Annotated in this window: 13 protein-coding genes; 10 read left to right on the top strand and 3 right to left on the bottom strand. The window is 71.4% G+C overall.

All coding sequences use genetic code 11. The features are described from left to right. Positions 1-69: 69 nt before the first annotated feature. A complete protein-coding gene (locus tag ACTWLT_RS25765; protein ID WP_445320568.1) occupies positions 70-1,320 on the bottom strand; it encodes an HNH endonuclease signature motif containing protein in 1,251 nt (416 codons plus the stop codon). Between the two features lie 130 nt (positions 1,321-1,450). On the opposite strand from ACTWLT_RS25765, the gene ACTWLT_RS25760 reads away from it, so the two are divergent. The 3 genes from ACTWLT_RS25760 to ACTWLT_RS25750 are packed head-to-tail and all read left to right on the top strand — an operon-like array spanning position 1,451 to position 4,216. Beyond that, entirely contained in the window at positions 1,451-2,035 is a 585-nt protein-coding gene (locus ACTWLT_RS25760) for a helix-turn-helix domain-containing protein (protein ID WP_445320567.1), read from the top strand. Between the two features lie 40 nt (positions 2,036-2,075). After that, the gene (locus ACTWLT_RS25755; protein WP_445320566.1) at positions 2,076-3,413 is read left to right on the top strand and encodes an MFS transporter; all 1,338 of its coding nucleotides are present in this window, start codon (positions 2,076-2,078) and stop codon (positions 3,411-3,413) included. After that, on the top strand, positions 3,365-4,216 hold the full coding sequence (locus ACTWLT_RS25750) for a menaquinone biosynthetic enzyme MqnA/MqnD family protein (RefSeq protein ID WP_445320565.1): 852 nt from the start codon (positions 3,365-3,367) through the stop codon (positions 4,214-4,216). The genes ACTWLT_RS25755 and ACTWLT_RS25750 overlap by 49 nt, the downstream gene beginning before the upstream one ends. A gap of 57 nt (positions 4,217-4,273) precedes the next feature. Here the strand turns inward: ACTWLT_RS25750 and ACTWLT_RS25745 are convergent, their stop codons facing one another. Then, positions 4,274-5,230, bottom strand: coding sequence for a serine hydrolase (locus ACTWLT_RS25745; protein ID WP_445320564.1), 957 nt, complete (start codon positions 5,228-5,230; stop codon positions 4,274-4,276). After that, entirely contained in the window at positions 5,230-6,219 is a 990-nt protein-coding gene (locus tag ACTWLT_RS25740) for a serine hydrolase (RefSeq protein ID WP_252416210.1), read from the bottom strand. The genes ACTWLT_RS25745 and ACTWLT_RS25740 overlap by 1 nt, the downstream gene beginning before the upstream one ends. 372 nt (positions 6,220-6,591) lie before the next feature. On the opposite strand from ACTWLT_RS25740, the gene paaA reads away from it, so the two are divergent. The 7 genes from paaA (at position 6,592) to ACTWLT_RS25705 (ending at position 13,472) form a co-directional block, all read left to right on the top strand. Then, the gene (paaA, locus tag ACTWLT_RS25735; RefSeq protein WP_445320563.1) at positions 6,592-7,659 is read left to right on the top strand and encodes a 1,2-phenylacetyl-CoA epoxidase subunit PaaA; all 1,068 of its coding nucleotides are present in this window, start codon (positions 6,592-6,594) and stop codon (positions 7,657-7,659) included. Next, positions 7,656-7,955 (top strand): 1,2-phenylacetyl-CoA epoxidase subunit PaaB, encoded by a 300-nt coding sequence (gene paaB, locus ACTWLT_RS25730; RefSeq protein ID WP_252416208.1) that lies wholly within the window; start codon positions 7,656-7,658, stop codon positions 7,953-7,955. The genes paaA and paaB overlap by 4 nt, the downstream gene beginning before the upstream one ends. After that, positions 7,952-8,677 (top strand): 1,2-phenylacetyl-CoA epoxidase subunit PaaC, encoded by a 726-nt coding sequence (gene paaC / locus ACTWLT_RS25725; RefSeq protein ID WP_445320562.1) that lies wholly within the window; start codon positions 7,952-7,954, stop codon positions 8,675-8,677. Before paaB ends, paaC begins: the two co-directional genes overlap by 4 nt. Positions 8,678-8,787: 110 nt before the next feature. Next, entirely contained in the window at positions 8,788-9,261 is a 474-nt protein-coding gene (gene paaD, locus ACTWLT_RS25720) for a 1,2-phenylacetyl-CoA epoxidase subunit PaaD (RefSeq protein WP_445320561.1), read from the top strand. Further along, complete coding sequence (gene paaE, locus ACTWLT_RS25715) at positions 9,258-10,367, top strand: 1,2-phenylacetyl-CoA epoxidase subunit PaaE (RefSeq protein ID WP_445320560.1); 1,110 nt, start codon at positions 9,258-9,260, stop codon at positions 10,365-10,367. The genes paaD and paaE overlap by 4 nt, the downstream gene beginning before the upstream one ends. A 231-nt stretch (positions 10,368-10,598) precedes the next feature. After that, entirely contained in the window at positions 10,599-11,789 is a 1,191-nt protein-coding gene (gene mqnC, locus ACTWLT_RS25710; RefSeq protein ID WP_445320559.1) for a cyclic dehypoxanthinyl futalosine synthase, read from the top strand. Positions 11,790-12,245: 456 nt separating this feature from the next. Next, positions 12,246-13,472: an LPXTG cell wall anchor domain-containing protein gene (locus ACTWLT_RS25705; RefSeq protein ID WP_445320558.1), complete on the top strand. Its 1,227-nt coding sequence runs from the start codon at positions 12,246-12,248 to the stop codon at positions 13,470-13,472. Positions 13,473-13,485 lie beyond the last annotated feature (13 nt).

The following is a 13,485-nucleotide window of genomic DNA, read 5'->3' as shown; positions in this document are numbered from 1 at the left end:
ACGCCGAGAGGTGTGCGCATGGTGCTGCGGTGGCGTGCTTTGGGTGGGCGGGACCGCTGCTTCTCGGTGTCAGCAGCGCCGGTGGTAGAGGTTGCGGCGGGGCGTACGGAGTGGGTCGAGCCAGCGGGGTGGGAGGAAGTCGGGTTGGCCGTCGGCCGCGATGCGGACCGTCCAGTCGCCCTGGTGGAGGAGTCGGTGGTGGTGCCCGCAGAGCAGGACGGCGTTGCCCAGCGCCGTCGCGCCGCCGTCGGCCCAGTGTTGGACGTGGTGACCGTCGCACCATCGGGACGGCCGGTCGCAGCCGGGGAAGGCGCAGCCTCCGTCGCGGAGCACCAGCGCGCGGCGCAGCGGCCCGGTGAAGAGCCGGCGTTGGCGCCCGACGTCCAGGACCTGGCTGTTGCCGCCGAGCACGGCGGGAAGCACGGCGGCGTCGCAGGCGAGCCGGCGGACCGCGCCCGGCGTGAGCTGCGCCCCGGTCTCCAGGGTGCCCGCGCGCATGCCGTTGACCAGCGCGTCCAGCGACACGGTCACCACGAGCTGCGGCCGGTCACCGCCGCTGTCCGGCAGATAGCCGGTCCGCAGCGCCAGCCGACAGATCTCGCCGAGCGCATCCGCTCGACGCTGGCCGGGACTGCGGTCGTCGTGCTCACCGGTCGGCGCGGAGAGCGGCCCGATCGCCTCGCGCAGCAGGCTCGCGGTCTCGATGTCGAGGCTGCCGCTGAGGCGGACCTGCCCGTCCTGCTGCTCGGAGAGGGTGACGTGCCGCCGTGCCTCGGCCCGCTCGGCGGTCCGTTCGAGGGCCGCCAGCTCGGCCTGGTCGGCCAGGTCCGGCGCGACGTGCGTGAGGACGCGCTCCGCGAGCCGGCGCAGGATCGTCGGGTCGAACCGGTCGGCCCAGGAGATGAGCAGCTCGGTGGCCTTGTCGGCCACCGCCGGCCCCGAGTCGGCGGGAAGAGCGGCGATGGTCTCCGCCACCACCCGGCCCTGCTCGACGGTGACGGCGCCGGTGAGCATGGCATCGCGCACCGGCACTGGCGCAGCATCGAAGGTGGCGGCCAGTGCGACCAGTTGGCGGGCGGACCGACCGGGAAGTCGAAGTCGTTCCCGCAGCCAGACCGCGGTGGAGGAGGCGCCACGGGCGACCGCCAGGCCGCGGGCGTCCAGCTCGCGCACCAGCCCGAGCTGGATCGTGGCCAGCCGCTGCGCCACCGTGTGCGTCACGTCGAGTGCCGCCAGCAGCTCGTCGTCGGAGAGCGCCCACGGGGCGGCTTCGACGCAGTCGTCGACGGCACCGCCCGCCTGCGCCAACGCCTCCAACATGAGACCACATTAGAACAGGTGTACGACATTTTCGCCGACTCTGACAGCTGACCGGACGCCTGCCCAGGGGCGAGCGCGGCGGATCGCGGGGGCGATGGCGGGTCGCGCGGATGGCCGGGATCATGGGGTCATGACCGAGGCCCGTCCCGAATCCCGTCGGATGACGATCAGTGACCCGCAGGTGATGCGGGCGCTGGCCCATCCGGCCCGGATCGCGATCATGGAATACCTGAGCAGTCGGGAGGGTGGCGGGACCGCCACCGAGTGCGCGGAGATCGCCGGGCTGTCGCCGAGCGCGACCAGCTACCACCTGCGGGCGCTGGCGAAGTTCGGCCTGATCGAGCAGGCGCCGAGTCGGGGGGACGCGCGCGAGCGGGTGTGGCGCACGTTCAGCTCCAACTGGATGGTCGACGCGGGCCGCGAGGCCGGTCCCGACGCGCGTGCGGCCGAGCAGGCGCTGGTGGAGGCGCACGCGGTTCGGGACATGGAACGGACCAGGGACTGGTTGCGGCGCGCCGGCGAGGAGCCGGCCGAGTGGTACGACGTGGCGCTGTTCAGCGACACGCTGCTGCTGCTGACCGCAGAGGAGATGGCCGGGGTGAACGAGGCGGTGTCGGCGGTGTTGGAGCCCTACCGCCAGCGCAACCGCCGGGCCGATCCGCCGCCGGGGTCGCGAGCCGTCTCGGTGCAGTACCACGTGGTGCCGCTGCCGTAGGGGCTTGTGTCGACCAGTTGTGAAGCATTATTTTCGAAGTATGTCCTTCACAACTGTCGAGTCGCGCTGGCCGGATGTCTGGCTCGCCGCCACCGCGCGGGGCACCACGATATGCGGCGACTTCCTCGCGGCCACCGCGCTCGCGCTGGCCCTGCAGGGTGCCGGCGCCGGTGGGCTCGCCGTGTCGGGGCTGCTGTTGGCCGCCACCCTCCCTCTCGTGTTGCTCGCCCCACTGGCGGGCCGGCTCGCCGACCGGGTGGACAGCCGTACCCTCCTGGTCACCGTCGGGTTGGCGCAGGCAGCGATCTGCGCGCTGCTCGCCCTCGCCGACCATCCGGTCCTGGTGGTCGGGCTCGTCACGCTGCTCGCGTGCGGGCTCGCGGTGACCCAGCCCTGCCTGGCGGCGCTGCTGCCGGCGATGGTCCGCCCCGAGGACCTGCCCCGGGCGAGCGCGATCAGCCAGACGGCTGTCTCCCTCGGCGCGCTCGGCGGGCCGGTGCTGGCCGGGCTGCTGGTGGGGCAGTTCGGCACGCGCGTACCGCTGCTGCTCGACGCCGCGACCTACCTGGCGCTGGTGGTCGCGGGCCTGCTGCTGCGGACCCGTCGCGGTGGTCGGCGGAGTGCCGCCACGACGGCCACCCCGGCCAACCCCGGCGGTACGGCGAAGGGCTGGCGGCTGCGGCGGGACCCGCTGATGCTCGTCATGGTGGTGAGTACCGCGGTGGTGATCGCGGCGATCGGCGGAATCAACGTGATCGAGGTCTTCTTCATCCGGGAGACCCTGAACGGCTCGCCGACGACCTACGGGCTGGTCAGTGCTGCCTGGATGGCCGGGATGCTGCCCGGTGGCTGGCTGGCCGCCCGGCTCGCCAGGCGGCTCACCGACGATGCCGCGCTGGTCCGTGGCGTGCTGGTCACGTTGGCCGGTTGCAGCCTGATGGTGCTGCTCGCCGCGACGGTGCCGACGGCGGCCCTGCTGGTGCCGCTCTGGCTGGTGGGCGGCGCGGCCAACGGCGGCGAGAACGTCTTCGCCAACCTGCTCATCGCTCGTCGGGTGCCGGAGGCGGTGCGCGCCCGGGCGTACGCCAGCTACGGCGCTGCGGTGCAGGGCGGCTCGATGACCGGCTTCCTGCTCGGCGGCGCGCTGCTCGCCGCCGCTCCGCCCCGGCCCCTGATCGCCGGCGCCGGCGTGGCGGGGCTCCTGGTGGTGCTGGTCTTCGTGCCGGTCGTCGCCCGGGCCGTACGGCGGCCGGCCGGCGCGGATGCGGGCTTGGCCACTCCGGGCCGGCCCGCCGAGCCGCGGCCGGAGGCCAGGGATACGGTCGGGTCATGGCTGAGCGCATCGCACGTCCCCGGGTCGGGCACATCCAGTTCCTGAACTGCCTGCCGATCTACTGGGGTCTGATGCGCTCCGGAGCGCTGCTCGACGTCGACCTGCACAAGGATTCGCCGGACCGGTTGAGCGCCTCGCTGGTCGCCGGTGACCTGGACATCGGCCCGATCACCCTCGTGGAGTACCTGAAGCACGCCGACGAGCTGCTTCTCCTGCCGGACCTGGCGGTGGGCAGCGACGGGCCGGTGCTGTCGGTCAACATCGTCTCCACGAAGCCCCTCGGCGAGCTGGACGGCGCCCGGGTGGCGCTCGGCTCGACCTCGCGGACCGGCGTGATGCTGGCCCAGTTGCTGCTCGCCGAGCAGTACGACGTCCACCCCGACTACTTCCGCTGCCCGCCGGACCTGACCCAGATGCTGCTGGAGGCCGAGGCCGGGGTGCTGATCGGGGACGTGGCGCTGCGGGCGTTGTACGAGGCGCCCCAGCGGGGCCTCACGGTCACCGACCTCGGGCAGGCGTGGCGCGAGTGGACCGGGCTGCCGATGGTCTTCGCGGTGTGGGCGGTCCGCCGTGACTTCGCCGCCGCGCATCCGGGGCTGGTCAAGGAGGTGCACGAGGCGTTCCTGCGCTCGCGTGACCTCTGCCTGGCGGAGCTGGACCAGGTCGCCGAGGCGGCGGCCCGGTGGGAGACGTTCGACGCCAAGACGCTGGCCACGTACTTCCGGACCCTGGACTTCTCGCTCGGCGACCGGCAGGTCGCCGGGCTCCGGGAGTTCGCCCGGCGGGCCGCCGCGCTCGGCGAGGTCCCGGAGCTGACGGACGGCGGCCCGGAGTTCTTCGCCGGCTGAGCCGCCGGCCCGGCGCGGTCTACTCCCTGAGCCGGTAGCCGAGGCGGGAGGGCGAGGTCAGGTTCCGGGGCGGAGCAGTGCCTCGGTGATCTTCTCGCAGTTCTTCATGCCGTAGTCGTAGCCCATGTCGATCGGGTACTTGACCATCACGCCCATCGTCCAGGTGTCGCCGATGGCCAGGCAGTTGATGTGCATCTCCTGCTCCCTGGTCCGGTCGATCCACCCGTTCTTGATGGCGATCTGCTTCTGCTCCGCGGCCGGGAAGGCCTTGCGGATGCCGAAGTCACCGGCGCCGCGGACCAGCTTCATCTCGTTGAGCAGCCACTTGGTCCACTTCGGCCCTGCGGCGGTGCCGGTGGCGATGCAGTTGCCCAGCCGGGCGGTGTCCCGGGGGGAGAGCGCCGTCCGGCTCCAGCCCTTGTCGGGGGCGACGCTGCTGTCGGTCAGCTTGCACATCGAGAGCAGACGCCGGATCGAGGCGTCCCGGCCGACCGAGTTGTAGAACTGCTCGGCCCGGGTGTTGTCGCTGTCGCGGATGATGCGCGTGGCGTCGGCGAGCTTCGCGTCGCTCGGCGTCTCGCCGGCGTCGGCGGCGCGACGCAGATAGTCGGCGACGATCCACGATTTGATCATCGAAGCGGTGGTGCTGGTCTCGTTCATGTTCTTGGAGCCGATGATCTTCCCGGTGCGACGGTCGAGCACGCTCCAGGAGTACCAGCCCTCGATGTCCAGGTTGAGGTCCCTGGCCTGGAACGGCAGCGGCTCCAGCGACGGGGTGGGGCTCGGGCTCGGTGCCGGCTGGCGGGCGCTGCGGTCGGTGGGGGTGCCGGTGGACCGGTCACTGGTCGTGCCCGAGTCGCCCCAGCGGGCGGCGGCGGACGACTCGAACGGCGACCCCGGGATCAGCCGCAGGGACACCAGCACCAGCCCGATCAGGATGACCGCGATCGCGATCAGCCGCAGCGGGGATGCCTCACCGCCGCCCCGCCGGTCCGCCCGACGGTTGCCGGCCATCAGAGCTTCCCGGCCGGCTGCTGCGGCACCTTGAGCGCGGCGCCGGGCTGCGGGGTGACGAGTTGGGTGGCCACGCTGGCGCAGACCTGGGCGCCGTAGTCCAGGCTGGACTTGATCGAGTACCGCAGCATCACCGCGAGGCTCCACTTGCCGTTGACGGCGAGGCAGTTGACGTGCCAGTTGCCGTCGTAGTTGAGCGGCGTCCAGCCGTTCTTCATGCTGACCGGGCCCTGGGCGGTGATCGACTTCGGCAGGCCGTTGATGATCCCCCAGCGCCCGCCGCCGTAGGTGGCCTTCTGGTCCTTGGCCGCCGTGGTGCCCCTGACCTTGCTCATCTGATCCAGCACCCATTTGGTCCACTTCGGGCCGGCGGCCTTGCCGTCGGCGATGCAGTCGCCGAGCCGGGCCGCGTCGCGCGGGGACATCCGGGTGAAGCTCCAATAGCCGGTGTACGGCTCGACGTTGCCGCGCTTGGTGTCGGTCAGCCCGCAGATCTTGATCGCCCGCTGGATCACCGCGTCGGGCGTGCTGCTCTTCGAGGGCTTGTACGAGCCGCCCGCGGCGGCGTGCACCTTGTTGGCCGCGCCGTCGTTGCTGTCGATGATGGCGAGCCGGGCCGCCTCCTTCAGCGCGGCCGACGGCTCCTTGTCCTTGAGCTGCCGGAGGTAGTCGGAGACGATCCAGGCCTTGATCATCGACTCGGTGGAGCTGGTCGCGGTCATGTTCGGCGACCCGGAGATCGTGCCCGTCTCCCGGTCCAGCAGGGCCCAGGAGAAGAACTCGCCCTTGAAATTCACCGACACCGGGCCAGCCGCCAGCGTGGGCGGTGGCGGAGGGGTGGGCGAGGGCGCGGCGACACTTCCGGCGCCGCCACCGCCGCCTCCGCTGCTGTCGTCGCCGGCGAGCCGGGCGTACGCGGCGGGAACCAGCAGGACGCCACCGAGCAGAACCGCCACGACGGCGAACACCATGATCACGCGGGATCGCATGAGTTGGGTGAGCTCCAGATGTCAGGGCCGGGGGGACCGGCTTGTTGTCCGGGGCGACCGGTGCGATCGCCGAGGCCGGGGGAGGTGGCCTCTGTGGAGACGGCGATTCTGGGCAGCCGATCGTGTGACCGGCAGAAGTCTACGTCTGGACGGGCCGACCACCAGAGCCCGACACCTGTCGAGGTGCAATAAAGGCGGGATATCGAGACGGTATGCGGCTTCTAGGAGGATTCATCTTTGTGCAGTGAGCCAAGTCATAGTCAGCTCGGTCGCTCTGCGTGAGGGCAACCGCCCAAACCGTGACGGAAGGTGACTCGGGTTTCCTGTTACACCCCCTAGTGCATCGGGGCGCAAGCTGTAACACTTGTCCTCATGTATGGCAACGACTTCTCCGCCCCGGACGACGCAACCGGCGGCGGCCTTCTCGGCGAGGTCGAGGCGGCCGAGGCCGAGCTGCGTGCCGCCGCCGCGCGTCAGCGCCGCGGCGCCCCCGCACCCGACGAGGACCTGGCGACGTACTTCGACGAGGTGGTCGGCGCGGAGCAGAAGATCGAGCCGCGCGACTGGATGCCGGAGGCGTACCGCAAGACGCTGATCCGGCAGATCGCCCAGCACGCCCACTCCGAGATCATCGGCATGCAGCCGGAGGGAAACTGGATCAGCCGGGCGCCGTCGCTCAAGCGCAAGGCGATCCTGCTGGCCAAGGTGCAGGACGAGGCGGGCCACGGCCTCTATCTCTACGCCGCCGCCGAGACCCTCGGCGTCAGCCGCGACGAGCTGGTCCGGCTGTTGCTCGAAGGGCGGCAGAAGTACAGCTCGATCTTCAACTACCCCACGTTGACCTGGGCTGACATGGGTGCCATCGGCTGGCTGGTCGACGGCGCGGCGATCGTCAACCAGGTGCCCCTATGTCGCTGCTCCTACGGCCCGTACGCCCGGGCCATGATCCGGGTCTGCAAGGAGGAGTCGTTCCACCAGCGCCAGGGCTACGAGATCCTGCACACCCTCGCGCACGGCACCCCCGCGCAGCAGGCCATGGCCCAGGACGCGGTGGACCGCTGGTGGTACCCGTCGCTGGCCATGTTCGGCCCGCCGGACGGCAACTCCACGCACTCCGCCCAGTCGATGGCCTGGAAGATCAAGCGCTTCTCGAACGACGATCTGCGGCAGCGCTTCGTGGACATGTGCGTCCAGCAGGCGGAGATCCTCGGGTTGCGCATCCCGGATGACGACCTGCGCTGGAACGAGGAGCGGCAGGCGTACGACTACACCCAGCCGGACTACGACGAGCTGATGCGGGTGATCTCCGGCGACGGGCCGTGCAATCGGGAGCGGATGGCACACCGGCGGGCCGCGTACAACGACGGCGCGTGGGTGCGCGAGGCCGCTGCGGCGTACGCCGCCAAGCGGGCGGAACAGAAGGAGAAGGTAGCGGCGTGAGCGAGTCGACCAGCAGGGAGCAGACGCCACTGTGGGAGGTCTTCGTGCGTGCCCGGCGCGGGCTCTCGCACACCCACGTCGGCAGCCTGCACGCCCCCGACGCCGAGCTGGCCCTGCGCAACGCCCGCGACCTCTACACGCGGCGGCAGGAGGGCGTGTCGATCTGGGTGGTGCCGGCCGGTGCGATCACCGCCTCCAGCCCGGACGAGAAGGACGCCTTCTTCGACCCGGCCGCCGACAAGGTCTACCGCCATCCCACCTTCTACGAGGTGCCGGACGGGGTGGCCCACCTGTGAACGGTCCCCTCGACTTCACCCTCGCCCTCGGCGACGACGCGCTGATCGCCGCGCAACGGCTGGCCGAGTGGACCAGTCGCGCCCCGGAGATGGAAGAGGACATCGCGCTGACCAACATCGCCCTCGACCAGCTCGGCGCGGCCCGTCTTCTGCTGTCGTACGCGGGCGAGATGGAGGGCGCCGGCCGGGACGAGGACGCGTTGGCGTACCTGCGTGACGACCGCGAGTTCCGCAACGTCCTGCTGGTCGAGCTGCCCAACGGCGACTTCGCGGTGACCATGGCGAAGCTGTTCTTCCTGGCGGCGTACCAACTGCCGCTGTACACCGCGCTGGCCGGATGCGCCGACGAGCGGCTGGCCGCGATCGGTGCCAAGGCGCGCAAGGAGTCGGCGTACCACCTGGACCACGGTTCACTGTGGGTGAAGCGGCTCGGCGACGGCACCGAGGAGTCGCACCGCCGGATGCAGGCGGCCGTCGACCAGGTCTGGCCGTACACGCAGGAGCTGTTCGCGGCGGATCCGGCGGCGCCGGTCGACCCGGCCACCCTGCGGTCGGCCTTCGACGAGACCGTCGGCCCGGTGCTGACCGAGGCGACGCTCACCCGACCGGAGAGCGCCTGGGCGCCGGCCGGCGGCCGGGCCGGGGTGCACACCGAGCACCTGTCCTACCTGCTGGCCGAGATGCAGGTCCTGCATCGCGCCCACCCGGGAGCCAGGTGGTGAGCGTGAGGAGTGCAGCGCAGCGGAGCCCCGCAGTCGCGAGCGGAGGCGGCACGGTGAGCGCGAGGAGTGCAGCGCAGCGGAGCCCCGCAGTCGCGAACGACCGAGGAACCGTGAGCGCGCGGGACGCCGTCGCGGCCGTCGTGGACCCGGAGATCCGGGTGATCACCATCGACGAGCTGGGCATCCTCCGCGCGGTCGAGGAGGACCCGGTCAGCGGTCGGGTCACCGTCACCATCACGCCGACGTACACCGGCTGCCCGGCGATGGACGTGATCCGCGCCGACATCCGCCGCGCGCTGGCCGTCGCCGGTCACCCGGACGCCGAGGTCCGCACGGTCTTCAGCCCGGCGTGGAGCACCGACTGGATCAGCGACGGCGGGCGGGCCAAGCTCGCCGCCGCCGGGATCGCTCCGCCGGCCCCGGTGCCCACCGCCGGCGTGGTGCCGCTGACCCTCGCGGTGCGCTGCCCGCTCTGCGGCTCCCCGGAAACCGAGCAGGTCAGCCGCTTCGGCTCCACGGCGTGCAAGGCGCTGTGGCGTTGCCGCTCCTGCGCCGAACCCTTCGACCACCTGAAGGCGCTGTGACAGTCACGATCACCCGTCCGGTCCGCCGCCGGCCGGTCTTCCACCCGCTGCCGGTCGCCGCCGTCGACCGGCTCACCGACGACTCCGTGGCGGTCACCTTCGCCGTGCCCGAGGAGTTGCGGGAGACCTTCGCGTTCCGCGCGGGTCAGCACCTCACCGTGCGACGGGTGGCCGACGACGGCACCGACGTGCGCCGGTCGTACTCCATCTGCTCCACCCCCGACGACCTCGCCCGGGACGGCCGGCTGCGGATCGGGGTGCGGGAGATTCCCGGGGGCGCCTTCTCGGCCTTCGCCTGCGGTGCCCTGCGCGGCGGTGACACCGTCGAGGTGCTGCCGCCGCTGGGCACCTTCACCACGGCCTTCACGCCGGACCGTGCGCGGCACTACGGAGCGGTCGTCGCCGGCTCGGGGATCACCCCGGTGCTCGCGCTGGTCGCGACCGCCCTGGCCGTCGAGCCGGCCAGCACCTTCACCCTGGTGTACGGCAACCGCACGGCGAACACGGTGATGTTCGCCGAGGAGTTGGCCGACCTGAAGGACCGCTATCCGACCCGGCTGCACCTGGTGCACGTGCTCTCCCGCGAGCAGGGCGAGTCACCGCTGCTCTCCGGGCGGATCGATGCCGAGCGGCTGACCCGGTTGCTGGGCACCATCGTGCCGGGGGACGCCATCGAGGAGTGGTTCCTCTGCGGCCCGTACGCCATGGTGCTCGACGTCCGCGACGTGCTGACCGCGCGTGGGCTGCCCGAGGCCGCGGTGCACACCGAGTTGTTCCACGTCGACGCGCCGCCGGAGCCGGTGCGCCGTGCGGTGGACCAGCCGGGTGCCGGGGCCGAGGTCACCATCGTGCTGGACGGCCGGTCGTCGAGCTTCACCATGGGCCGCGACGAGCGGGTGCTGGACGCCGCGCTGAAGGTGCGCGGCGAGCTGCCGTACGCCTGCAAGGGTGGCGTCTGCTCAACCTGCAAGGCGAAGGTCGTCGACGGGGCCGTCACGATGGCCCGCAACTACGCCCTGGAGCCCGACGAGTTGGCCGCGGGCTACGTCCTGACCTGCCAGTCCAGCCCAACCACCGACAAGCTCACGGTCGACTACGACGCCTGACCGCCCGTCCGCGCCGTCCGCCCGTCCGCCCGTCCGCGCCGATCTTGCAGTTTCGGTCGTCGATATGCACGGGTTGCCCCATCTGTCGCGACAGTAAATGCAAGATCGCGGAGAGGTGTGGCGACGACCCCGCTCGGTGCTGGCTCCAGCGCGATCCCGCCGTGTGCGGAGCGAATCACAGCCTTAAGCACCCCTCAGGGAAGGGACGTGTCGTCGGCGTAGGCTCGGGGTGTGACGGTGAGCCGGGAGATCGACGACATCCTGCAGCGCGGCGCGGACGGCGGGCGGATCACGCCCGAGGAGGCCCTGCTGCTCTACACCGAGGCGCCCTTCCACGCGTTGGGCGAGGCGGCGGACGCGGTGCGCCGGCGGCGCTACCCGGACAACGTCGTCACGTACCTGATCGATCGCAACATCAACTACACCAACGTCTGCGTGACGGCGTGCAAGTTCTGCGCCTTCTACCGGGCGCCCAAGCACAAGGAAGGGTGGACCCACCCGACCGAGGAGATCCTGCGTCGCTGCGGCGAGGCGGTCGAGCTTGGCGCGACCCAGGTGATGCTCCAGGGCGGGCACCACCCGGACTACGGCGTCGAGTACTACGAGGAGTTGTTCTCCTCGGTGAAGCAGGCGTACCCCCAGCTGGTCATCCACTCGATCGGGCCGAGCGAGATCCTGCACATGGCCAAGGTCTCCGGGGTGAGCCTGGACGAGGCCATCGCCCGGATCAAGGCCGCCGGCCTGGACTCGATCGCCGGCGCCGGCGCGGAGATGCTGCCCGAGCGGCCGCGCCGCGCCATCGCGCCCCTCAAGGAGTCGGGTGAGCGGTGGCTGGAGGTCATGGAACTGGCCCACCGGCAGGGCATCGAGTCGACCGCCACCATGATGATGGGCACCGGCGAGACGCACGCCGAGCGGATCGAGCACCTGCGCATGATCCGCGACGTGCAGGACCGCACCCGTGGTTTCCGGTCCTTCATCCCGTGGACGTACCAGCCGGAGAACAACCACCTCAAGGGCCGCACCCAGGCGACCACGCTGGAATACCTGCGTCTCGTCGCGGTGGCCCGGCTCTTCTTCGAGACCGTGCCGCACCTGCAGGCGTCCTGGCTGACGACCGGCAAGGACGTCGGGCAGCTCGCCCTGCACATGGGCGTGGACGACCTCGGCTCGATCATGCTGGAGGAGAACGTCATCTCCTCGGCCGGCGCCCGGCACCGCTCCAACCTGCACGAGCTGATCGGCATGATCCGCTCGGCGGACCGCATCCCGGCGCAGCGGGACACTCTCTACCACCGTCTGGCCGTGCACCACACGCCGGCCGACGACCCGACCGACGAGCGGGTGGTCTCGCACTTCTCCTCGATCGCGCTGCCCGGCGGCGGTGCCGGTCGGTCCCTGCCGCTGGTCGAGGTCAACTGAGGCTGGTCAGACCCCGGCCGTTCGGCTGACCGGGGCTCGTGCTCCCGCCCGCATGCCCTCGGCGGTACGGGTGGTCCCGGTCGCCACGACGCCCGAGCTGCCCGGTCAGGGGTGGTGGAGATGATCGCCGGCCGCTAGCGTCCCGCCTCGTATCCGTCGCCACCGTGCGCGGGACCCGCCGACGCGGATCGGCGGAATCGGCGCGACGGTGCTGGTGGCGGGTGGTCTCATTGTCCTGGCCACCGCGCCGCGAGGGCGGTCCTCCATCGACCCGTGAGGGTCGTTCATATAACGCACGGCGGTACGGGCGGGATGGGCGACCATTCCGCCCGTACCGTCTTCCCACCCCCGACCGGACGGATGAAAGCGGCCCCGCGCGCTGGCGCGGGAGATCGACCTCGGATAACGTCCGCTCGTTCCGCAACCACTCTTTCTTCCCTATCCCCCGGGGGACTGATGACAGCGTTCCACCGCTCGGCCCTGGCGCGCGTCGGCGTCGTGGCCCTGCTCGCGGCCGGTGGCCTCGCCACCGTGGCCGCCCCCGCGTACGCCGCCGACGAGGCCGACCTGGCCCTGACGCCGATCAGCTCCGAGTTGGCCAAGGGCGTCAAGGCGGCCAAGGCGAAGCCCTTCAAGTTCACGGTCGACAACACCCGCGGCACGGTCGACGCCAAGGGCGTCACCTACACCGTGGACACCAGCCGGTTGAAGAGGAACAAGGTCGGGGTCCTGGTGCCCGACGGCTGCCAGGTGCAGGGCAAGAAGTTCACCTGCCCGCTCGGCGACCTGCCGGCCGGCACCAGCGAGGACTTCGGCGTCCCGCTCTTCTCCACCGGTGGTCGCGGCGACGCCGGCACGCTGGTGGTCACCATCAACTCGGCCACCTCCGACCCCCAACCTCTCGACAACGAGGTCGAGCACGAGATCACCGTCACCAGGCCCGGCTACGACCTGACCAGCTGGGTGCAGGACGTCAACGCCAACGTCGTGGTGAACGGCGTCAAGGGCGACGACCCCGACCTGCGGCCCGTGCGGCCTGGTGAGACCGTGCCGCTGGACTGGGCGGTCTACAACGACGGCAGCCGCAAGGCCACCGGCCTCTCGTACGTGCTCACGCTCCCGGCGGGCGTCACCTTCGCCACCCTGCCGGACACCTGCGAGCAGCAGACTTTCGGCGGTATCGTCCAGGCGCTCTGCCAGGACGACGGCGCGGTGATCAAGCCAGGCGAGTACTACACGGCGGACATCAAGGTGACGGTCGGCGCGGACGTCACCGAGCCCGTGCTGCGCCTCGGTGAGCTGTTCGCGCAGGGTCTGGACGGCTCGGCGGGTCAGCCCGAGGAGCAGCCGGAGCTGGCCACCAGCGCCCAGCGGAAGTCCTTCACCGAGACCGACGAGGGCGACAACCAGGCGATCTTCGACGTCTTCGTCGACCTGACCGCGCAGCCCTCGCCCACCCCGACGGCCACGCCGAGCCCGAGCGGCTCGACGACGCCGGGCGCGACCACGTCGCCGACCGCCGGTGGTGGCTCCGGCGGCGGACTGCCGGTGACCGGTGTGCAGGCAGGTCTGATCGGCGGCATCGGCGGCATCATCCTGCTCGCGGGCGGAGCGCTGCTGGTGCTCTCCCGCCGGCGCAGGGTCGTCCTGGTCGCACCGGGCGACGAGAAGTCGACCGACTGACGACGACGCGACG

Source organism: Micromonospora yongxingensis (assembly GCF_052601155.1).
The sequence above is the reverse complement of the archived record's forward strand: the minus strand, read 5'-3'. Positions and strand labels throughout refer to the sequence as shown.

Bases quoted from the DNA above. Each gene is read 5' to 3' on its own strand.
- ACTWLT_RS25705 (WP_445320558.1), top strand. From the start codon at position 12,246: ATGACAGCGTTCCACCGCTCGGCCCTGGCGCGCGTCGGCGTCGTGGCC.
- ACTWLT_RS25765 (WP_445320568.1), bottom strand. From the start codon at position 1,320: ATGTTGGAGGCGTTGGCGCAGGCGGGCGGTGCCGTCGACGACTGCGTC.
- ACTWLT_RS25740 (WP_252416210.1), bottom strand. From the start codon at position 6,219: ATGCGATCCCGCGTGATCATGGTGTTCGCCGTCGTGGCGGTTCTGCTC.
- ACTWLT_RS25750 (WP_445320565.1), top strand. From the start codon at position 3,365: ATGGCTGAGCGCATCGCACGTCCCCGGGTCGGGCACATCCAGTTCCTG.
- ACTWLT_RS25745 (WP_445320564.1), bottom strand. From the start codon at position 5,230: ATGGCCGGCAACCGTCGGGCGGACCGGCGGGGCGGCGGTGAGGCATCC.
- paaA (WP_445320563.1), top strand. From the start codon at position 6,592: ATGTATGGCAACGACTTCTCCGCCCCGGACGACGCAACCGGCGGCGGC.
- ACTWLT_RS25755 (WP_445320566.1), top strand. From the start codon at position 2,076: ATGTCCTTCACAACTGTCGAGTCGCGCTGGCCGGATGTCTGGCTCGCC.
- ACTWLT_RS25760 (WP_445320567.1), top strand. From the start codon at position 1,451: ATGACCGAGGCCCGTCCCGAATCCCGTCGGATGACGATCAGTGACCCG.